Origin of the sequence: Amycolatopsis sp. w19, from assembly GCF_051373225.1 — a bacterium.
Taxonomy (GTDB): domain Bacteria; phylum Actinomycetota; class Actinomycetes; order Mycobacteriales; family Pseudonocardiaceae; genus Amycolatopsis; species Amycolatopsis japonica.
In genome coordinates this window covers 60,914-79,908 of sequence record NZ_JBPQFM010000001.1, presented here as the reverse complement: position 1 = coordinate 79,908, position 18,995 = coordinate 60,914, and the positions used below count along the sequence as shown (strand labels likewise).

The following is an 18,995-nucleotide window of genomic DNA, read 5'->3' as shown; positions in this document are numbered from 1 at the left end:
CCGAGCGGCAAGAACCTCGACCGACATCCGTGCGGAACTAGCGCCAGCGCATCATGTAGGTGGGTCCGCTGTCGTCGTGGCACGCATCGCGTTCGTCGAAACGCCATTGCGCGAACATCGTTCGTGCAATGGCGGGCGGCGTGGTACGGCGAGCGTCCAGCAACGATTCGAGTTCAGTGAGGCGCACGGGTTTATGGTCCCCCGCGTCCCATGCTTTCACGTAGAGACGCCAGGCTTCCTGTTCGAGGGCGAGACTCTCGTCGTCGATCGGCCAGACGGAGAACTCGTCGCCGTCCTCGAACAAGGTGTTCAGCCTGACGAAGTAGTGGGGAACGCCGGAGATGTCGGCGACACCGGCTTGCGGGCCGTCGTAACGCTCGTTTTCCACGTGGACGTGTTCGAAGCCGATGGAGATCAGCTGCTCCCGCGTGGTGTAGCCGCGGTCCTCCAGCGGAACGACCGGGACGGGATACCCGGTCGTAGATACCGGCGACCTCGGCGTGCAGGAAGATCTCGCCCGCGCTCACCGGCTCGCCATGGTGGTAGCCGAGCAGATAGTGCGCCGGGCAGTCGTCGGCGAGTGCGGACGGAGCCACACGATCGTAGAACTCCACCACGGTGACGGCCGGCGGATTCCGTGCAGCGGCCAGGATTCGGGCGTAGTCGGCGAGTTCCTCCCGGGTACGGACGCGGCGGATCTCCAGATCCGGGTGCGGGCCCGCGCCCGAGATGTCCGCGACGCGGGCACACATCGCGGCTTCCCTTTTCCCTGCCGTCAGTTCGACGGAGCCGAACGGCATGTCGGCGGAATTCGGACCGGCCCACCACGAGAAGGCGCGGCCGGTCAAACGCAGCTTGAACGCGGTGAGGGAGAGACGGTTCTTCATCTCATCCGGCGCGAAACGCGCGTTCGCGACGACGTTGAAGATACCGGCATCACCTTCGATACCGCTGTCGGCGATCACCAGATCGGCTGTTTCCGTAACGGTCATCCCGTCGGTGCGGCGATGCAGGTGGCAGGCATGTTCGGCGAAGTTCGCCTCGATGCGTTCGGTAAGCCCGGCATACATGGGCTCACCGTACGGTCGTGATCGACCCCTGACCATCGGATTCTTCCGCTTGCCGGAAGGCGATCGCGGTGCCGAGCGCGGAGAAGCGTGCTCCGTCGATAGTGAGCACAGGAGGTTCGTCACCGCGGCCGCCTACACGACGCGGGGGCCCTCCCCGGCAACCGCCGGGAAGGGCCCCGCCACAACCGAACCTCAGACCCCGGCCACCTGCTGGATCCAAGGCCGGTACCGCGTGATGTTCGTGTACGCGGTCGTCGTCTGCCGGTCGCTCGTCGAAGCGACGCCGACCTGGCGGCCGGAGGCGAACATCGGGCCGCCCGAGTCCCCGCCGGCGGTGATGCCGTCGCCGCGGCGCGCGCACACCGCGATGCCGCCGTTGTAGTCACGGCACGAGACCGACGTGACCGAGACGTTGGCGACCTTCAGGTAGCGCGACTGGCAGTTGATCTCCGAGCCGCACTGGCTCGTCGCGCCCCAGCCGTAGACCTGGACGGTCTGGCCGACGGAGACGTTGGCGGTGGTGCCCAGCGGCGAGTACGTCGCGTTCACCGGGGCGGTGAGGCGCACGATCGCGAGGTCCGCGCTCGCGTGCCGCGTGACGGTGGAGCCGGTGGCCATGGTGCCGCCGCTCTGCTGGTCGAGGCTGCCGATCCGGAAGGTGAACGTGCCACCACTGGCCACGCAGTGCTTCGCGGTCAGGATGTACTGCGGCGCGATGATCGTCGAGGTACACGTTTGCCGGCCGTTGGCGAAGAGCCTGGCCGCCCACGGGCCGCTCGACGCGTTCTGGCCGCCGATGATCATCGGCTGGACGTCGGAGGACGGTTCCGCGGCGGACGCCACGGGGGCGGTGACGCCGAGCAGTGCCGCGAAGGCGGTGCCGGCGATCAGTGCGAAGGAGCGCAATCGCATGGTTCCGACTCATTTCTGCGGCCGGGATTCGGCCGCGCGATGGGGACGGGTGTGCTGATTCTGGGACGCGGCAAGAGAAATCGGACACCGCCGAAAGTCGTGCAGTAGGTACTTATCTCTTCGCCCCCACCACCGCTAAGTGCCCCTCTAGGTACCGGAACCACCAGCCGGTTACGACACCCGGCGTCCGTCCACTTGAGACAGATGGCGGCATAACTCCAGGGACATAACCCGGTGCCGGGTCTTCCCGAAAGCCCTTCCCGCCGACAGAATCGCCACCATGACCGCAGCACAGTGGACCCCGACCTACGGCGACCCCTTCGAGCCGGTGCCCTATCGTCCGGCGCGCATGTCCGAGGAGGAATCGCTGGCCACCGCCGCCGATCTGCGCCGCCGCATGGACGACCGCCGCACCGTGCGGATGTTCTCGACCGACCCGGTGCCCGAGCAGGTGGTCGTCGACGCCATCGCGGTGGCTTCGACCGCGCCCAGCGGCGCACATCAGCAGCCGTGGACGTTCGTGCTCATCAAGGACGAAGCGACCAAACAGCGGATTCGTGAAGCCGCCGAAGAGGAAGAGCGCGTTTCGTACGAGGGCAGGCTCGGCGAGGAGTGGCTGTCCGCCTTGCGCCCGCTGGGCACCGACGCCGTGAAGACCCATCTCACCGACGCCCCGTACCTCATCCTGGTCTTCCAGCAGCGTTACTTCCTCGACGAGGACGGCACCAAGCACAAGCATTACTACGTCGACGAGTCGGTGGGCATCGCGGTCGGCATGCTGCTCACCGCGCTGCACCTCTCCGGGCTGGCCGCGTTGACGCATACGCCGTCACCCATGCGGTTCCTCGGCGAGCTGCTCGAGCGGCCGCAGAACGAGAAGGCGTTCGCCGTCATCCCGGTGGGCTACCCGGCGGACGACTGCGTCGTGCCGAACCTCGTGCGCAAGTCCATCGATCAGGTCATGATCCGGCGCTGAGCCGACGCGTGACCCGGGTGCGCGCGCACCCGGGTTGCGCGAAGCGGCCGCGAACACACAGTCAAACTGCGCATTAGTGCAGTTTATTGCTCACTTTGGCGCATCTCTTGACATATCCGGCGGCGATTGGACAAAGTCTGGGCACCGAAGGCGACACGAAGGAGTGTTCTTCATGGCCGACCTGCCCTCTGTCTCCCGGCGGACACTGTTCGGTGGCGCGCTCGCCGCCGGGGCGCTCGCCGCGATGCCGGCGAGCGCCACCGCCGCGGAAGAAGCCGCGAGCTCGCCCCGCCGTCCTGGCCAGCGCAGCATGATCGGCGTCCCGTTCGAACGGCACCGGACCGTCCGGATCGGGATGATCGGTCTCGGCAACCGCGGGATGTCCATGATCGGCGGCTGGAGTGCCGTCCCGGGCGCCGCGGTCACGGCCGTCTGCGACATCCGTGCCGAGCGCGCGAAGGCCGCCGCGGACAAGCTCGCCGCCGACGGGCGTCCGCGTCCGGCGGAGTACGGCGGATCCGCCGACGCCTACCAGAAGATGCTCGCACGGGACGACATCGACCTCGTCTACATCGCCACGCCGTGGGAGTTCCATTACCCGCAGGGCAAGGCCGCGCTGCTGTCCGGCAAGCACGTCGGCGTCGAGTTGCCCATCGCCACCGAGCTCGACCAGCTGTGGGACCTCGTCGACACCAGCGAGCGGACCCGCAAACACCTGTTCCTCGCCGAGAACTGCAGTTACGGCCGCAACGAGCTGGCCATCCTCAAGATGGCGCACGAGGGCGTCTTCGGCGAGGTCACCAACGGGCACGGCGGTTACCTGCACGACCTCCGCGAGCTGCTGTTCTCCGACACGTACTACACCGACGCGTGGCGCCGGAAATGGCACACGCGCAGCACGGCGAGTTTCTACCCGATGCACGGTCTCGCGCCGATCGCCGCCTGCATGGACGTCAACCGCGGCGACCGGTTCGCCACGTTGCGCGCCACGGCGACCGAGCCGAAGGGCCTCGCCGATTACCGGAAACGCCACATGCCGCCGGGTCACCCGTCGTGGAAAGAGACCTATATCAACGGCGACCTGGTGACCTGCCTGATCGAGACCGAGCAGGGCCGGATCATCCGCGCCGAGCACGACGTCAGCTCGCCGCGTCCGTACAGCCGCATCAACAGCCTCGCCGGCAGCCGCGGCATCGTGGAGGACTACCCCGCCCGGATCTACATCGAGCCCGACCACAGCGGGCACGCGTGGAAGGACTTCGGGCCGTACCGCGACCGCCACGACCACTGGCTGTGGAAGAAGCTCAAGGACGACCCGAACCTCGGCGGGCACGGCGGCATGGACTACGTGCTGCAGTGGCGGATCGTGCAGCAGATGCGCGCCGGGCTGGTGCCGGACATCGACGTCTACGACTCGGCTGCCTGGTGCTCCCCCGTTCCGTTGAGCGTGGTCTCCCTCGCGCGCGGCGGGAAACCGGTGGCGGTACCGGACTTCACGCGTGGTGGCTGGGCGAAAGCCCGGCCTGGGCTGGACTCGCAGCCTTCGGAGATGCCCGGCTAAGGCATTCCCCGCAGGTATGCCGCCAGCGGCCGGGCGAACTGGTCGACGCTGGCCGGGGTGCCCGCCTCGACGCCGTCGAGGGAACGCGCACCGGCGAACCGGTCGAACAGCAGGCCTTCGATCAGGCTGACGAGGTCCGCGCTCGCCGTGCCGGGATCGGACGCGCCGAGGGCTTCGCACAACCGCGTCGCGTGCTCACGGGAGAACAGGGCCCGCGCGAGAAGTTCGTGGAGCTCGGGGAAGCCGGCGAGCTCGATCGTCAGCGCGTAGCGGGCGGTGACGTGATGGCGGCGGCTCACCAAAAGGTCGTCGAGCCACGCCGCCATCGCCCGCGCCGCGGCGGTGTGGCCTGCGACGGCGGCATGCGCCAGGCCGGTCAGCTGGAAGCGGTGGGCGGACGTGTCCGCGATACGCCGGACCACCGCTTCCAGCAACGCCTGGCGCGTGCGGAAGTAGTACGACGTCGAGCCGCGCGGCAGGTCCAGCCGGACATCGACCGCGCTGTGCGTCAGGCCGCGGATTCCTTGCGAGGCGAGGATTTCCGTCGCGGCTTCGGCGATCATGGTCCGCCGGTCAGTTGACTCCACAGTGGACCTTCCCGTCGGACAGCGCGGTGAGCCTGCTCCGGATCCGCTCCAGATCCGGGACTTCCGGCGGGTCGCGGAAGAGTTCGTCCAGCGACGTCCGCGCGTAGACGGCCAATTCGACGCCCTGATCGACGAGGATGTCGATCAGGACCCGGAACCGCATCGTGGCGTCGGCCCCCGCCGTCCTCAACGGCGGGACGTCGGCGATGGTCCACTGGCGGTGGCGCGCGGCCAGCTCCAGGTAGTCCCTGGTCGACATCTTCGGCGTCGCGCAGAGCTCGTCGAAACCGAACGTGACACCGGACGTCGTCTCCGGTGCCGGGCCGACGACGAATCGGCCCGGCCTGGTTCCCGGCAGGCGGTAGTCGTTCTCGCCGTCGAGGCGAACGACGTCGAGATGCGCTCGAAGCGCTGTCACGACGGCCTCGATCTTGTCGTGGAAGAGCGGATCCGGCAGCAGCCCTTCCGGTGGGTAGTTCGACGTCGCGACCAGCGTGATCTTCCGGGCGAACACCACGTCCAGCAAACGCCGCAGGAGCATCGCGTCGCCGATGTCGTGCAAGTGGAACTCGTCGACGCACAACAGCGAGAGCCGGTCCAGCACCGCGGCGACGGCCCGGTCGATCCCGCCGAGGTCGTGGGCGGTGGACTGCAGATGCGCGAGCAGATGATGCAGATGCCATCGGCTCTTGCGGCCGGGCGCGGCCGCGTGGAAGGCGTCGAGCAGCATCGTCTTGCCCCGCCCGACGGAACCCCACAGGTAGACACCACGCCGCCTGCGCGGCACTTCGTCCAGCAGTGCCGCGCAGGCGATCTGCCCGGAGTCCAGCTCTATGGCCATAGAGGAAGCCTCTAGGGAAATAGAGGGTCGGGCAAGCGAAGGTGATCGAGAGGACACTCAGCCGTCGGCCGTGTACCGGGGAACGACCCGGAAGACACGCAGGTCCTTCGGGGTCCCCTTGGCCCGGAAGTTCCGGCGCGGGCGCACGGTGAAGGTGTCCTGGTCGAGTTCTTCGACGACGCTCGCGCTGGCCAGGACCTCGTCGCCGTCGGCGGCGGCCATGATCCGGGCGGCGATGTTCACGTCGACGCCGAGGTAGTCGTCGCCGACCCGCTGCGGATTCCCGCGATGCAGCCCCGCGCGCAGATGGGGCAGATAGCCCTCGGCCTTGATCACGCTCACGGCGGAGCATGTCTCGTAGGCGGCGTTCACCGCCTCCCCCGGATCGGCGAACACGGCCATCACCCCGTCGCCGAGCCCCTTGACGACGCTGCCGCGGTGGCCGACGACGATCGACTCGGTCACCTTGGAGACCTCCCGCAGCAGCCCCAGAACGCGGTCGTCGCCGGCCTCCAGCGCCCAGGTCGAAAAGCCGACGAGGTCGGTGAACAGCACGGTGATGCCGTCCGCGGACAGTGGCGGGGCGCCGGAGCGGCGGACGGCCTGCCAGGCCTGGACCGCGGCCAGCCCCAGCTCACGGGTGGCGCTGGGCCGGTCGGCGCCCGCCTCGGTGAGCAGGCGGGCGAGCCGGTCGGACGATCGTCCCGTCGACGGCGCCGGTGGCTCGGCGTTCCCGGGAACGAGCCCGCGCAGGAACCGCGCGCCGCGCACCAGCTCACCGCGCTGGTCCGTCGCGCGCAGGAACCTGCGGGTCCGGAGGTGCCACGGCTCAGGTCGTTCGGTCACGATCAAGACGATAGTCGCTCGCCGCACGGACGGAGCACCTGTCACCGGGGTGACAAGAATACGGACGGTATTTCCCCTTTCCGCCTTCGCGTGACAATTCACGAACTCCCCATTCTCCATACGCGTGACAAGATCGAAGCGTAAAGAAAACGCGAGAGATCTTTTCCTTTCCTCGTTGGTGACTTTCCACCTACATTCGGTTTCGAGCCCATTCAACGACGAAAGGACCTGACATGACGGAAACCCTCGTACGGAAGGGTGTCCGGCGATTCCGCGCGGCCGGGATCGCGGCCGTGGTCGCCGGAACCGTAATGCTCACCGCGACGGGAACCGCGGCCGCCGTCGAAAAGAATCTCACGTACAAGGGCGGCTTCCCCATCATCGGCGACCAGAAGGTGGCAGTGGTGGTGAAGGCGGAAATCCCGGCGACGGCCAAGGCGGGTGAGCCGATTTCGGTGCCGTTCACCCTCGACGTCGATTCCGGTCAGGCCGCCGGCGACGGGCTCCGGCTGGTCGGTGCGAAGAAGCTCTCCGGCACCATCAGCTCGAAGGTGAACATCGCGCTCGGCGAGCAGAAGGTGTCGATCCCCATCGAGCTGCCGATCCCGGACACCGAGGTGCCCGCCGAAGGTTCGCTGAAGTTCACCGCGACGGGCAAGGTCGACTTCACCATCCCGGCCGGGACCCCCGCCGGTGAGGCGACCAGCAGCGTGGACGCCGCGGCGACCTCGCATATCGTCACCGACAGCTCGCTCGGCGAGTTCGACGTCAACCTCACCCTCGACCCGCCCGACCAGGACGCCGTCCTCGGCAAGACGACCGTCAGCTGATCACCCGTCTTCCCCCGGCTCGCCGAGCCGGGGGAAGACGCGTCTTGACCTCCAGCGCACTGGAGGTCACAGACTCTCGATCATGTGGATTTGCGACAGGTGCGGTATCGAACACCCGGCCACCCCGGAGCCGCCCCGGTGCGTGCTCGACCGCGGCGAGGTCGGCATGGAGGAGGCCGGTGACCTCGGCGCGCACACCGGACGCTGGTGGACACACGAAGAACTGATGTCCGTGCCGCACAAGACCCTGCACCGGGATCACGGCCGCGGGCTGCACAGCATCAAGCGGGACCCGCGGTTCGCGATCGGGCACTGGTCGTTCGTCGCGACGACCCCGGCGGGCACCCTGCTCTGGGATCCGCCGTCCTGGTTGGACACCGAGGTGCTCGACGTCGTCCGCGGTCTCGGCGACGTCGCCGTGATCGCCACCAGCCATCCGCACATGTTCGGCGCCCAGCTCGGCTGGAGCCGCGCGCTGGGCGGGGTCCCGGTGCTGGTCAACGAACGCAACCGCGAATGGCTGCCCGCGCCCGATCCGGCGTTCGAGTTCTGGGACGAGCACGTGGAACCCTTGCCCGGCCTCGAACTGATCCGGCTCGGCGGGCATATGCGCGGCAGCGCCGTCGCCAGGACACCGGACGGCAGCATCCTGGCGGGCGACACGATCTCGGGTGGGCTCGCACCGGGCTGGGTGTCGTTCCAGCGCAACTTCCCCAAGCACATCCCGCTGTCGGCGGCCGTGGTCCGCCGCGTCGTCGACCGGCTCGACGACTTCACCTACGACCGGCTCTACACCCTGGGCGGGGACACGATCGACCGTGACGCCCGCGCCGTCGTGCGCCGAAGCGCCGAAACCCATGTCCGATGGGTGAACGGCGACTTCGACCACCTCACTTGACCGGGTTCTTCTCCTTGTTGCGGAAGGTCAACGCGATGACCCCCGCCATCGCCATGAAGAAGGCGACGGCCCACATCCCCGCGCGGAAGCTCCCGGTCAGGCCCTGCAACCAGCCGGTGAGGTAGGGACCGACGAAGCCCGAAAGGTTGCCGAAGGAGTTGATCAGGCCGATCCCGGCGGCGGCGCCGACTCCGGTCAGGAAGGCGTTGGGCAGCTGCCAGAACACCGGGATCGCGGTGAACACGCCGACCGCGCAGATGGTCACCGCGATCATCACCCACAGCGGCGAGCCGAGATACAGCGCGGCGGCGATCGCGACCGCGCCGACGAACGCGGCGATGGCGACGTGCCCGGCCCGTTCGCCGGTGCGGTCGGAATGGCGTGCCCACAACACCATGGCGACGGCGGCCACGGCGTACGGGATCGCCGTGATGAGCCCGATCTCCACGATGCTGTAGTTGGTCTGGAACTGCTGCTGGAAGCCCTTGATCACCTGCGGGAGGAAGAACGCGAGCACGTAGAGGCCGAAGATGATGCCGAAGTAGACGGCGCTCAGCGCGAGCACACGCGGATCGGTCAGCGCCGACCGGGTGCTCACCTCCTTGCCGACCTCACGGGTGTCCTCCGCGTCGATGGCCGACTGCAACGCCGTGCGCTCCCCCGGGGTCAGCCACTTCGCGTCCTTCGGCTTGCTCGGCAGCAGGAAGAACACCGCCACCCCGAGCAGGATCGACGGCACCCCTTCGGCGAAGAACATGAACCGCCAGCCGGCGTCGAAGCCCAGGACGCCGTCGCCATGCTTGATGAGCAGGGAGGAAACCGGGCTGCCGATGACCGAGGAAAGGGGCACCGCGAGGAAGAACAGCGCGACGATCTTGGCCCGCTGCTTACGCGGGAACCAATAGGTCAGGTACAGGATGATGCCGGGGAAGAACCCGGCCTCGGCGATGCCGAGCAGCACCCGCACGATGTAGAAGCTGACCTCGCCCTGGATGAACGCGGTGGCCGAGGCGACGATGCCCCAGGTGACCATGATCCGCGCGATCCAGATCCGGGCGCCCACCTTGTGCAGGATGACGTTGCTGGGCACTTCGAAGAAGAAGTACCCGACGAAGAACAGGCCCGCGCCGAGCCCGTAGGCGGCCGAGCTGATGCCGAGGTCGGCGTTCATGGTGAGCGCCGCGAACCCGACGTTGACCCGGTCGAGATAGTTGAGCAGATAGAGCAGCCCGAGGAGCGGGACCAGCCGGATCATCGCCTTGCGGACCGCCTGCGCGGTGGACACCTCTGCCGTCTGTTCGTCCATCCGCGGGAGTGTAGAGGGCGATCAGAACAACGGGGGCAGGAAGGCACCGAGGTTTCCGCCCGCCGCCCGATCCGCCGGATCCGGATCGATCCGGACCGAGTCCGGATCGCGCGGGTCGTAGGTGACCTTCACCGTCGAACCGCGGGCCGGTGCCTGCAACGGCGGGGTGATCATCGTGGCGACGACGGTCCGCTCCCCCTCGTCCGCAGGAAACCGGACCTGCACGGTGAACCGGGGATTCCCCATCACCCAGACGTTGGTGAATTCGACGCCGAGCACGGTGCCCATCACCTGGCGGCCGGTCTGCGCCAGCGCCTGCGCGCGGTCGTCCGCTTCGGCCTTGGTGACGAACGCCCGTCCCAGCACCATGATCATCACCAGTGCGGTCACCCCGGCCACCCCCGGGACGAGATACGGCTCGTAGTAGACGACCCAGTCCACATCGGTCCAGGGTTCGGACGGCAGCCGCTTCCCCACCGCCTCCGGCGGCGTCCAGGACGGAATCGCGGCGCCGGAGCCCAGCGCGATGCCGAGGGAGGCGGCCAGGCTGCTCGCCCGGAAGCCGACGCCCATCCCGCGCAGCGACATCCCGCCGCCCCACAGCATCGCGAACCCGAGCGACGAAGCCACCGTGATCGAGATGCTGAAGAGCAGGACGAGAGAGACCGCCGGGCCCGCGTCGGCCCCCCACGCGTCGACGCGGTTCAGCGACATCAACCGGAAACCGTCCAGCAGCCCGAGGGCGCCCGACCAGCCCACGACCGCCCAGGCCAGCGTCGTGGGCACGCCCAGCAGCCACAGGCGCAGACCGGGGCGGCGAGCCCGCCGGGGGTCTTCCGGCAGGCCGAACTCGAAGGTCCCGAACATCTCCACCGCCTAACCGATCGGGCCGAACACGGCGACCTTCGCCGGGTCGGCGGGGTCGACGCGGGCTTCGTGCCGGGTACCGGGCGCGTACTGCTGGATCGTCGCCAGCGGCGTGATCAGCTGCGTCACCGTCCGGTACGTGGTGCCGTCGGCGCGGGTGACCTCGAGCGTCGCGGTGTACTGCGCCTGCCCGGCGATCTTCCGGCCGGTCGGTTCCAGCCCGCGGACCACCAGCGTGGCGGGCTCGCAGGTGTCGTAGAGCCGCCGCAGTTCGGTGCCGTAGGCCTGCAGTTCCTGCTGCTGGCGCAACTGCTCGTCCATCGGCAACGCCATGAACGCCGCCATGTCCGGGTCGGCGTTGAGGCTCCGGAACGCCTGCGCGGCCAGCTGCGGAGTCGGCAGCTGCGGCGTGATGTCGTGGCCTTGCGCGGCGGCGGCCTGCCGGAACTGCTCCGCGTGGCGCTGGAAGTCCTGCTCTCCCCGCGCCATGCCCTGCTGCGTCGCGTCGTTGATCTTGTCGCGGATCTTCTTGAACATCGGGTGCCGCCTTTCGCCGTGTCGTTCGTGCTGGACACAGCTTCGGCGGCCCCTCCCGCTACCGAACCCAGGTTTTCCCGTCGTCTGTCGCGTCGAGGCAGGTCAGCGGCGCCCAGAAGACCGGAGAGGTCGCGGGTTCGGGCCGCTCGCGCCAGCGGGCGAGCCGGGATCGCTGCCAGGCGCACAGCTCGGTGACCGGATCCTCACCCGCGAGCGCGGTGTCCACGGCGATGACCAGTTCGGACATCGGGTCCGCTCCGGGCACGGCGGCCGACGTCGGCAGCGCCCAGACGGTGGCGGCGACCAGACCGGCTCCGGCCGCGACGGCGGCGAGCAGTACGCCGAACGGTTCGGCGAGACCGAAATCGCTCGCGCTGGCACAGCCGATGAGCGCCACCCGCGCGGGCATGTCCATTTCGGACAGTGCGAGGTCGGCGGCGGTGAACGGCCGGTGCGCGCCGATCGGGGCGGCCGTCCCCGGAAGATCGGCCTCGCAGGACAGATGCAGCGCGGTCTGCGCGCCGTGCTCGTCGCGGACGCGGCTGACGTGCCCGACGAACACCAGCCGCGAACAGGGTCCCGCCACGAGTTCGGCGAGCAGGCGGCGGTCGGTGTCGGTGCGGCGCACCAGATCGAGCCCGCGTTCGACGGCGGGAAGGACCGGCCCGTCGGCGAGCCGCTCGTCGAGATGGCGGATCAACGGTGAGGTCGCGTCCTGTTTGCCGAGCACGGAACCCAGCTCACCGAACGCGCTCTGGCCGGGAATGCGCGGGTCGAGCAGGTAGGCCGGCGGACCGTCGGCCGAGGACGGGCGGCGCGGGATCGCGGACGGGGCGAGCAGCGAGACGTCGGCGACGTCGAGGACGCGCTCGTCGCCGTCGAAACAGAGGCCGATCTCGTCGATTTCCAGCACACGATCGGCCCGCCGGTCGGGCAGTGCCAGCAGTCCCCACGGGACGGCGGCGAGGCTCGGCGACGGCTGGATCCGCAGGAGCGGGCGGTTTCCCCCGGCGGCGGCACGACGCAGCCGCTCGACCAGGTCGGCGGGCAGGAGGTTGAGCGCGAGCACGCGGGCCAGGCGTTGTTCCCCGGCGAAGCTCCCGAACGCGTCTTCGCCCAGTGAGCGCCGGACAGCGTCGGCCACGCTCTCGCCTTCGTGCGGTGTCGGGGACGCGGCGTCCAAGATCTGACGGGCGGTCCCGACCAGGGCGAAGTCGATGGGGTGTGTGTGGACGGTGTCGAGGTCCTCGGTGGTCCGCCAGGTGAGGAAGGTGTGCCCGGCGTCGGCGAAGCGCAGGAGGAACGTCTCGCGCCCGGGCTTCGCGGCGGGCCAGGTCTCGACGGTGTCGGTGACCGGACGAGGCAGCCGGTACCGCTCGGCGGCGACGGCGAGCCATCGGTCCAGTTCCATGGGCGACGACGGCGACCAGCGCAGTGCGGGCGGCGGGGCGAGCCGCAGCGGAAGCGACGAAGTCACGGAACCCAGTGCCGCCAACGGAAGTCCCTCGGCGACCGGGCCCACTTCGAGGCTGGGAAACGCGCCGGTGAGGTCCAGCGTGCGCTCCTCCGTGCCCGTGTACGCGCCGACGGCGCAGGTGCGCTCGACGAGTTCCGCCGCGAGCCTCGGCTCCTCGATCTGGGCCAGCAACGCCAGCGCCATCCCCATCGTCGGGGCCGCGATGTCCCGTGCCCACGCCGTGCGCGCCTCCGGCGAGACGAACTCGAACCGGTACTCCGCCGCCGCGAGCGTCAGCGGGAGCAGCAGATCCAGCACCGCGGGGAGGTCTTCTCCCCGGGCGAACCCGATCGACGCCGCCACGAAATCCGTGTGCAGGAGATCCGCCCAGTCCCCCGCCGTCCGCGCCGATTCCCTCGCGCGGTTCGCGTGGTCCTCCGCCGTCGCCCAGTCGCCTTCCGCGGCCGCGCAGCGGGCCAGTGCCGTGTCCACGAGGCGCAGACCCGGACCGTCGCCGTTGGCCGTCCGGATCGCTCTCGCGTGTTCGAACTGCTCTTTGGCCTGCGCGACGTCGCCCGCGTGCAGCAGCAACGTGCCCAGCGCGTGGCTCGCCTCCGCGACGTCGCCGGTCAGGCCCGCCGCCGCGAGTTCGTCGCGGGCGGTGGCGATCGCGGCGACCGCGCCGGGGAAATCACCCGCGAGGGCGCGGGCTTCCGCCAGCCCGATGCCCACCTTTGCGGCCATCGGGCTCCCCGCATGCTGAGCCGTCAGCCTCAGCATGTCCGCCCGTGCCTCGGCGTCCTCACCACCCGCCTGGCGGATCCGGGCACGTTCGGCCCTGACCATGGCCTGCTGGTGCACGACCCGCTCGCGGACCTCGTCGTTCTCCGCGAGCGCGTCCAACGCAGCCAAGATCTCCTCGATCGCCGTCCGCGCGCCGGCGAAATCCCCGGCCGCGATCTGCACCCGCACGTCGAAGATCCGCAGTTCCAGCTCGTCGACACCGTGGACGTCGAGCAGCTCGGGCGGATACTGGTCCGGCCCCGCCTCCTTGCGGAACGCCGCCCGGCGCCGCTGCCCGGCGATCAGCTCGCGTGCCTTGGCGACGTCACCTTCCTCGGTGGCCAGGGAGATGAGCACGCGCTCGGCGACCTCGCGGGAGCCTTCGATCATCCGTGCCTCGGCGTACTGTCCGAAGTGGACGATGGCGACTGCGCTCACCTTGAAGACGTTGAGCACGGCTTCGGCGCATTGCCGCGCGTTGCGCAGATCGCCCGCCGAATAGCAGAGCGTGGCCAGGTCGCTGACCGCGGCGAGTTCCAGATCCGTCCGGTCGAGCCGCCGCGCGATCTCGCGCATCCGGGCGTACTTCCGTTGCGCGTCCGCGACGTTCCGGGTGACGGCCAGTCGTTTGGCCTGGTCTTGGACCTTGGCCGCCTCCACCAGCAGCTTCCGGTACTGGCGTTCGGACAGCGAGCACGCGGGGAGTTCGCCGTACGGAGCCGGATCGAGACCGAAATGCCGTGCGACGCAACGACAGTTGTACCCGTGCGAGCTCGCGGGGCCCAATTCGGGCGGAAGCGGGCGATCCGGCGGGTTCCGGGGCGGCGGCATGCCGACGAGCACGTCAGAACTCCTCATCGGCGGAAGCGGCCGCCGCCCGTTCGGCCAGTGTCCTGAGCTCGGGCGGGCGGGCCCGCACGAGCGTGACCACCTCTGCCCGGTCTTCCGCCGTGGTCCCGGCGACACTCTCGTCCGCCACCCCGACGACGACGGCGATCTGTCCACCGGGGACACGCGCCGCCAGCCGGGCCGCAGCGTCGTCCAAGTCGGCCGTGCCGCTGAACCGGCCGGCGCCCAGCTCCAGCGGCACCTCCGCGAACGGCTCGCCCTCGTGGCTCGCGAACGCGCTGATGGCCGCGTCGGCGAACGCGCCCGCGACGACGACTTCGAGCCGGGTGGCGGCCGCGGCGACGACGATCCGCCAGCTCACCGTGTCTTCGCCGGCGTCCAGGATTCCTGGCGGGACCCGCGCCCAGTCGACGCTGGCACGTCCGCTCGCCAGCACGCCTTCGCTGGGCGCGACCGGATCGAGGCCCGCGGCCAGTGCGTATGTGTTCTGGCTCGGCGCCGGTGTTTCCACGCGTGCGGCGGCTTCGGCACGCACGACGTCGTCCTGATCGTCGAACCACGCGGCGAGGCGGGTGCACAACTGCAGGACGTCGTCGGCGACCGGCCGCGCCGCTGCCAGGAGGGCGCCGTCCGCGACCGCCGCGTCGAACAGTTCCGCCGGAGAGGCTTCGAAACCGTCGAGAAGCCCTTCGGCCAGGTCCTCGACGTCGGCCGTCGCGACCGCCGTTTCGAGGTCCAGCAACGCCGGGTCCAGCGACGGGACTCCGAGCGACGGGCCGGCGGGCCACCAGCGGCGCAGCCACAACAGCAGCGCGAGCCTGCCCAATTCCGGCCGGGCGGGGAGATCCGCGTGGCCCTGGTCGAGCGCGGCGAGGCTCGCTTCCGCGCCCACGAGCCGGGTCAGCCACGGTTCGGCGGCCCCGGCGTCACTGAGCTCGACGCGCATCGTCGTCGCCCTGCCCACGAGCAGATCGGCGAGGGTGAATCGGATGAGGCCGCCGTCGGCCGCCACGACGGGCGTGTGCACCGGATGCGTCATGACACGGCCTCCAGATCCGGCAGACGGGCCATGAGCGCGCGGCGCACCTTCGTCCGCAGATCCAGTGACGTCGAGCGGACCACGCCGGTGACGAGGTCGCGGACGTCGGCGGCGTCGGCGGGCAGGTCACCGCGGACGTCGAAGCCGTGCAGCCGAACCCACAGCCTGCCGAGGAAGTGCTTGGCGAACTCGCGAAGATCGCGCAGGAGTTCGGCGTCGGGCCGCGGGGTGAGCGGGGTGGCCCCGGCCAGCGCGCGGCGGGCGTGCAGGACGTAACCCTCCCGCGCGACCTGCGCGTTGAGCCGCCGCGCGAATTCGGGCACCCCGGCGGGGGCCGCGCCGTCGAGCGGCCGCAGCGCGGGGGCGAGGACGACACCGAGCGCGAAGCAAGCGGCCAGCGTGGGCAGGCCGAGCCCGAATCCGGCGGCGACCCGGGTGAGTTCGTCGTCGACGAGGTCCTCGACGGGAGGCCGTTCGTCCGGGGGAAGGCGGCGCAGGGTGGCGCGCACGCGGCGTTCGACACTGCGTTCGAGGAGTTCGGCGCCGGTTTCGTCGCGCCGGTTCAGGGGCGGGACGGCGGTGCGATCTCCGCGTTGCAGACCGAGATCCGGCGCGGACAGCCCGGAGATCTCTCGGATGATCTCGCTGAGCTCGCGTGCCCCGTCCGGCCGTCTCAGCCCGAGCCCGAGAGCGTGCCCGGTGGCCGACTCGGCGAGGGTTCGCCAAGCAGCGTCGGAAAGGTCGTCGACGAACGTCCGGAGCGCGGCGATATCCTGCGGCACAACGGTTTCGGTGTGCCAGCGGCGATGCAACTCCGCGGTCAGCCGCGCCTCGTGCCGCGGATCCGCGAGATACGCGGTGAGCTGATCGACGCCCGCCACGCCACCCTCCCCATGGAGATCCCGCAACGCCCCCGCGGCCGTCGCCACCGCGTCAGGTCCCGGTGAGCCGAAGCCCGTCGCCAGTTCATACGCCAGCGGGAAACAGACGTCCTGCACGTTGCCCGCCGTGATGCGCAGGGCGCGGCGCTGACGTTTGAGGTGGATGAACCACGCGGCCGTCGCGCGCAGCCTGTCCGCGTCGGCGAGCAAGAGTTCCGTCAGCTCCGCCGCCGTGACCGCGTCCAGCACCGGACGACCGAGCCGGGGACGCGCCGACGTGCGGATCACCAGTGGGTCGATGATCTTCTTGATCGTGCGGGTCAGGGGGCCACCGTCGGCGGACGAGAGGACCTCGACGCCGTCGATCCGTTGCCACGCCTGCGCGAGAACGGCCGACCTCAGCCGGGGTTCGCCCGATGCCGTCGTCACTCGCCCTCCCCCCGCTCCGGCCGCAACTCTATCCGAGGCCGGGCCTCACCCTGATGCCCGAAAGACCCCACCGAGCAGACGACGCGAACCGCCCTGCACGTCCCTAGTCTGTCAGGTCGTGAATGACGCCGTTCCCGTCGATTACGAGAGTGATCCCGGACGCTTCGCGGCCAATGTGCTCTCGACCGCGTGGTTCTCCTCGTGCGGCGACGTCCATCCGGAGATCGCCGCCGGCTTCGCGACCGAAGGATGTTCACTGGTGCTGGACGTCGGAGGCGGCACCGGAGCGCTTTCCCGGCTTCTGGTACGCCGGAACGTGCCGACGGTAGTGGCCGACCTGGCGTCGCACGTGTCCCACGCGCCCGGATACTCCGTCCAGGCAGATGTGACCGGCCTTCCCTTCCGCGAAGCGACCTTCGACGGCGCGGCCGCGTTGTGGATGCTTCACCATGTTCCCGACCCGGTGGAAGCGCTCACCGAGGTAAGGCGGGTCCTCTCCCCGGGTGGACTGCTGGCCGTCTCGGCGTCGAGCCGGTGGAACGATCCCGAGCTGGCCTGGGCACTGCCTCGCTGGGGCCGGGCCTCGAGCTTCGACGCGGAAACCGCCGAACCTCTGCTGGACAAGGTGTTCGAGGTCGAATCGATCCGAGCCTGGGACGCCCGGTTGGTGACGCTTCCCGATCGCGCCGCGGTCGCGCTGTTCCTCCGCGGCCGGGGCCTGCCCGAGCCGTCCGCGTGGCGGCTGGCCACCAAGACGGCGGTGCCTTTGTCGCTGACGAAACGGGGGCTGGTGGCGTGGGGGCGGAAACGCTAGCTCGCCGGATGGGATGCGTGTCTCGAGTTCTTCTGGCCCCGGGGGTGGATGAAGGGGACTTTCACCGCATCTGATGCGGGCAAAGCGCTCTTCACCGCTCTTGACGACTTGCCGCTACTCGGGCACAAGCCGTCCGTTGCCGCTTTCCGGCGACGGGCCGGAAGCTGAAGTCCAGCACCCCATCGCCGCTTTTCGGCGACGGACTCAGAACGGTGGCGGTTCGTCGGCTGCCGGGCGGGGTCCGTGAAGGGGTGGTGGTGTGCTGTCGTAGCGCTGCCCGGTGGGTGTGGTGATCGTCAGAGTGCCATCGGATGCGAGGTGGTAGGTCCAGCCGGGTTCGTCCTTCAACCGGTGATCTCGGCGGCAGAGGTCGATGAGGTCGGTGTCGGTGGTGTGGCCGCCGTGTTGCCACGGCACCGAATGGTCGAGGTCGCAGGCCTGGGCGGGTCGGTGACAGCCGGGTCTTCGGCACTCACGGTCCCGCACCCGCACGAACTCGGCTAAACCCGCGCTGGGCCGGTATCGGTCCCGGCCGAGATCGAGGATCTGCCCGGACAGCGGGTCGGTGATGATCCGCCGCACCACACTGTTCCCGCCGCTGGCGATCTCCCTGGCCAACGCGGCGGGGATCGTGCCATGCCCCGCTAGTTTCGCCGGATCGTCATTCAGCCCCAGATAGGTGAACAAATCCATGTACAGGAACACTTCGCTGCGTTCGCTCGTGCCTCCTTGGCCGCCGAGCAGCAGATCGAGCGCGACATCCGCCCGCAACTGGTCGAGAGTGCGGGGTTCCTCCTTGGTCTTGAGAGCCCGCGCTTCACGGTCGATCCGCTGATAAGCGGCAGCGACCTTCTCCACCGGTCCATCCTCGACCTCGATGGATGCGACTCCGGTCTCACCATGCCGCAACGTCAGACGACGACCCTCCCGATGCCGCTCAGCCCGTTTACCCGCGCCCTCGGGGTCGATGGTGTTCGCCGCATGGTTGGCCGCTTTCCGGACTTGATCCGGGTTCTTGTCCCCGATCCGATCCTCCAACAAGGCGTCCACCGCAAGAGCGTCCTCATCGGAGAGCCAGGCGGTGGCCGTCGCGACCTTCATCGCGCTGAACCCGGCCAGTTTTCCCTCGTCCATCAGATTCAACGTGCGGGGTAGGCGGCTGGTCAGCGCGTCCGCGGCGGCGACCAGCGCACCCGCATGATTGTCCACAAGGGACAACTCAAGCGCGACCTCCTGCGCCACACTCCGCACGCCCTCACGATGCCGGTTCAACTGCGCCAACGCCCGGAACCGCACCGCCTCCAAACGCGCGATCCCCGCCGACGCGGCTTGCGCCAACGCCACGGAATCCTTGTCGTCCAACACATTTGCGGCATCGTTCACCGCGGCCAGCACCTCGGGATCGGTGAGGCTTTCCAAGAGCGCCACAGGCGCAGAATGAGTATCCACCCCACGAACCTACGACCCACCACCGACAATTCCAGGCCCCACGAGCGACAGAGGCATTGCCGAT

At 69.5% G+C, this 18,995-nt stretch carries 18 protein-coding genes; 6 read left to right on the top strand and 12 right to left on the bottom strand.

What is annotated here, in order from left to right; genetic code table 11:
• Positions 1-37 precede the first annotated feature (37 nt).
• Complete coding sequence (locus ACSMFO_RS00325) at positions 38-388, bottom strand: hypothetical protein (RefSeq protein ID WP_436456238.1); 351 nt, start codon at positions 386-388, stop codon at positions 38-40.
• 112 nt (positions 389-500) lie between these two features.
• On the opposite strand from ACSMFO_RS00325, the gene ACSMFO_RS00320 reads away from it, so the two are divergent.
• Positions 501-1,091: a hypothetical protein gene (locus ACSMFO_RS00320; RefSeq protein WP_436456237.1), complete on the top strand. Its 591-nt coding sequence runs from the start codon at positions 501-503 to the stop codon at positions 1,089-1,091.
• Between the two features lie 171 nt (positions 1,092-1,262).
• On the opposite strand, the gene ACSMFO_RS00315 is transcribed toward ACSMFO_RS00320, so the two are convergent.
• On the bottom strand, positions 1,263-1,982 hold the full coding sequence (locus ACSMFO_RS00315) for a S1 family peptidase (RefSeq protein ID WP_436456235.1): 720 nt from the start codon (positions 1,980-1,982) through the stop codon (positions 1,263-1,265).
• Positions 1,983-2,262: 280 nt separating this feature from the next.
• Here ACSMFO_RS00315 and ACSMFO_RS00310 point away from each other — a divergent pair, with 280 nt between their 5' ends.
• Both ACSMFO_RS00310 and ACSMFO_RS00305 read left to right on the top strand, forming a co-directional pair.
• Positions 2,263-2,958 carry a nitroreductase family protein gene (locus tag ACSMFO_RS00310; RefSeq protein WP_436456233.1) on the top strand — a complete coding sequence of 232 codons (696 nt, stop codon included), beginning with the start codon at positions 2,263-2,265 and terminating at the stop codon, positions 2,956-2,958.
• A gap of 172 nt (positions 2,959-3,130) precedes the next feature.
• Complete coding sequence (locus ACSMFO_RS00305; RefSeq protein ID WP_436456232.1) at positions 3,131-4,519, top strand: Gfo/Idh/MocA family protein; 1,389 nt, start codon at positions 3,131-3,133, stop codon at positions 4,517-4,519.
• Here the strand turns inward: ACSMFO_RS00305 and ACSMFO_RS00300 are convergent.
• The 3 genes from ACSMFO_RS00300 to ACSMFO_RS00290 are packed head-to-tail and all read right to left on the bottom strand — an operon-like array spanning position 4,516 to position 6,799.
• Positions 4,516-5,082 carry a TetR/AcrR family transcriptional regulator gene (locus tag ACSMFO_RS00300; RefSeq protein WP_436456231.1) on the bottom strand — a complete coding sequence of 189 codons (567 nt, stop codon included), beginning with the start codon at positions 5,080-5,082 and terminating at the stop codon, positions 4,516-4,518. The two genes, ACSMFO_RS00305 and ACSMFO_RS00300, sit on opposite strands and share 4 nt — an antisense overlap.
• Positions 5,083-5,092: 10 nt before the next feature.
• Positions 5,093-5,947, bottom strand: coding sequence for a cell division protein ZapE (gene zapE, locus ACSMFO_RS00295; protein WP_436456230.1), 855 nt, complete (start codon positions 5,945-5,947; stop codon positions 5,093-5,095).
• 57 nt (positions 5,948-6,004) lie between these two features.
• Positions 6,005-6,799 carry an adenylate/guanylate cyclase domain-containing protein gene (locus ACSMFO_RS00290; RefSeq protein WP_436457049.1) on the bottom strand — a complete coding sequence of 265 codons (795 nt, stop codon included), beginning with the start codon at positions 6,797-6,799 and terminating at the stop codon, positions 6,005-6,007.
• Positions 6,800-7,026: 227 nt separating this feature from the next.
• Here ACSMFO_RS00290 and ACSMFO_RS00285 point away from each other — a divergent pair, with 227 nt between their 5' ends.
• A complete protein-coding gene (locus tag ACSMFO_RS00285) occupies positions 7,027-7,623 on the top strand; it encodes a DUF6801 domain-containing protein (protein ID WP_436456229.1) in 597 nt (198 codons plus the stop codon).
• A gap of 82 nt (positions 7,624-7,705) precedes the next feature.
• A complete protein-coding gene (locus ACSMFO_RS00280) occupies positions 7,706-8,521 on the top strand; it encodes a hydrolase (protein WP_436456228.1) in 816 nt (271 codons plus the stop codon).
• Here the strand turns inward: ACSMFO_RS00280 and ACSMFO_RS00275 are convergent.
• From ACSMFO_RS00275 to ACSMFO_RS00250, 6 genes are read right to left on the bottom strand one after another with little or no spacing between them, the layout of a single operon-like run.
• Positions 8,514-9,827, bottom strand: coding sequence for an MFS transporter (locus ACSMFO_RS00275; protein WP_038514727.1), 1,314 nt, complete (start codon positions 9,825-9,827; stop codon positions 8,514-8,516). The two genes, ACSMFO_RS00280 and ACSMFO_RS00275, sit on opposite strands and share 8 nt — an antisense overlap.
• Positions 9,828-9,848: 21 nt before the next feature.
• Positions 9,849-10,694, bottom strand: coding sequence for a DUF3592 domain-containing protein (locus ACSMFO_RS00270; RefSeq protein ID WP_436456226.1), 846 nt, complete (start codon positions 10,692-10,694; stop codon positions 9,849-9,851).
• 9 nt (positions 10,695-10,703) lie between these two features.
• Complete coding sequence (locus tag ACSMFO_RS00265) at positions 10,704-11,231, bottom strand: hypothetical protein (RefSeq protein WP_038514728.1); 528 nt, start codon at positions 11,229-11,231, stop codon at positions 10,704-10,706.
• A 58-nt stretch (positions 11,232-11,289) separates the two neighbouring features.
• Positions 11,290-14,328, bottom strand: a complete 3,039-nt coding sequence (locus ACSMFO_RS00260; RefSeq protein ID WP_436456223.1) for a tetratricopeptide repeat protein — start codon at positions 14,326-14,328, stop codon at positions 11,290-11,292.
• Entirely contained in the window at positions 14,315-15,358 is a 1,044-nt protein-coding gene (locus tag ACSMFO_RS00255) for a hypothetical protein (protein WP_436456221.1), read from the bottom strand. The genes ACSMFO_RS00260 and ACSMFO_RS00255 overlap by 14 nt, the downstream gene beginning before the upstream one ends.
• Positions 15,355-16,668 (bottom strand): hypothetical protein, encoded by a 1,314-nt coding sequence (locus ACSMFO_RS00250; protein WP_436456219.1) that lies wholly within the window; start codon positions 16,666-16,668, stop codon positions 15,355-15,357. Before ACSMFO_RS00250 ends, ACSMFO_RS00255 begins: the two co-directional genes overlap by 4 nt.
• Before the next feature lie 118 nt (positions 16,669-16,786).
• On the opposite strand from ACSMFO_RS00250, the gene ACSMFO_RS00245 reads away from it, so the two are divergent.
• A complete protein-coding gene (locus tag ACSMFO_RS00245) occupies positions 16,787-17,482 on the top strand; it encodes a class I SAM-dependent methyltransferase (RefSeq protein ID WP_436456217.1) in 696 nt (231 codons plus the stop codon).
• Between the two features lie 204 nt (positions 17,483-17,686).
• Here the strand turns inward: ACSMFO_RS00245 and ACSMFO_RS00240 are convergent, their stop codons facing one another.
• Entirely contained in the window at positions 17,687-18,910 is a 1,224-nt protein-coding gene (locus ACSMFO_RS00240; protein ID WP_436456215.1) for a DUF222 domain-containing protein, read from the bottom strand.
• Positions 18,911-18,995: the final 85 nt, after the last annotated feature.

Bases quoted from the DNA above. Each gene is read 5' to 3' on its own strand.
- ACSMFO_RS00315 (WP_436456235.1), bottom strand. From the start codon at position 1,982: ATGCGATTGCGCTCCTTCGCACTGATCGCCGGCACCGCCTTCGCGGCA.
- ACSMFO_RS00310 (WP_436456233.1), top strand. From the start codon at position 2,263: ATGACCGCAGCACAGTGGACCCCGACCTACGGCGACCCCTTCGAGCCG.
- ACSMFO_RS00305 (WP_436456232.1), top strand. From the start codon at position 3,131: ATGGCCGACCTGCCCTCTGTCTCCCGGCGGACACTGTTCGGTGGCGCG.
- ACSMFO_RS00300 (WP_436456231.1), bottom strand. From the start codon at position 5,082: ATGATCGCCGAAGCCGCGACGGAAATCCTCGCCTCGCAAGGAATCCGC.
- zapE (WP_436456230.1), bottom strand. From the start codon at position 5,947: ATGGCCATAGAGCTGGACTCCGGGCAGATCGCCTGCGCGGCACTGCTG.
- ACSMFO_RS00285 (WP_436456229.1), top strand. From the start codon at position 7,027: ATGACGGAAACCCTCGTACGGAAGGGTGTCCGGCGATTCCGCGCGGCC.
- ACSMFO_RS00280 (WP_436456228.1), top strand. From the start codon at position 7,706: ATGTGGATTTGCGACAGGTGCGGTATCGAACACCCGGCCACCCCGGAG.
- ACSMFO_RS00275 (WP_038514727.1), bottom strand. From the start codon at position 9,827: ATGGACGAACAGACGGCAGAGGTGTCCACCGCGCAGGCGGTCCGCAAG.
- ACSMFO_RS00270 (WP_436456226.1), bottom strand. From the start codon at position 10,694: ATGTTCGGGACCTTCGAGTTCGGCCTGCCGGAAGACCCCCGGCGGGCT.
- ACSMFO_RS00265 (WP_038514728.1), bottom strand. From the start codon at position 11,231: ATGTTCAAGAAGATCCGCGACAAGATCAACGACGCGACGCAGCAGGGC.
- ACSMFO_RS00260 (WP_436456223.1), bottom strand. From the start codon at position 14,328: ATGAGGAGTTCTGACGTGCTCGTCGGCATGCCGCCGCCCCGGAACCCG.
- ACSMFO_RS00255 (WP_436456221.1), bottom strand. From the start codon at position 15,358: ATGACGCATCCGGTGCACACGCCCGTCGTGGCGGCCGACGGCGGCCTC.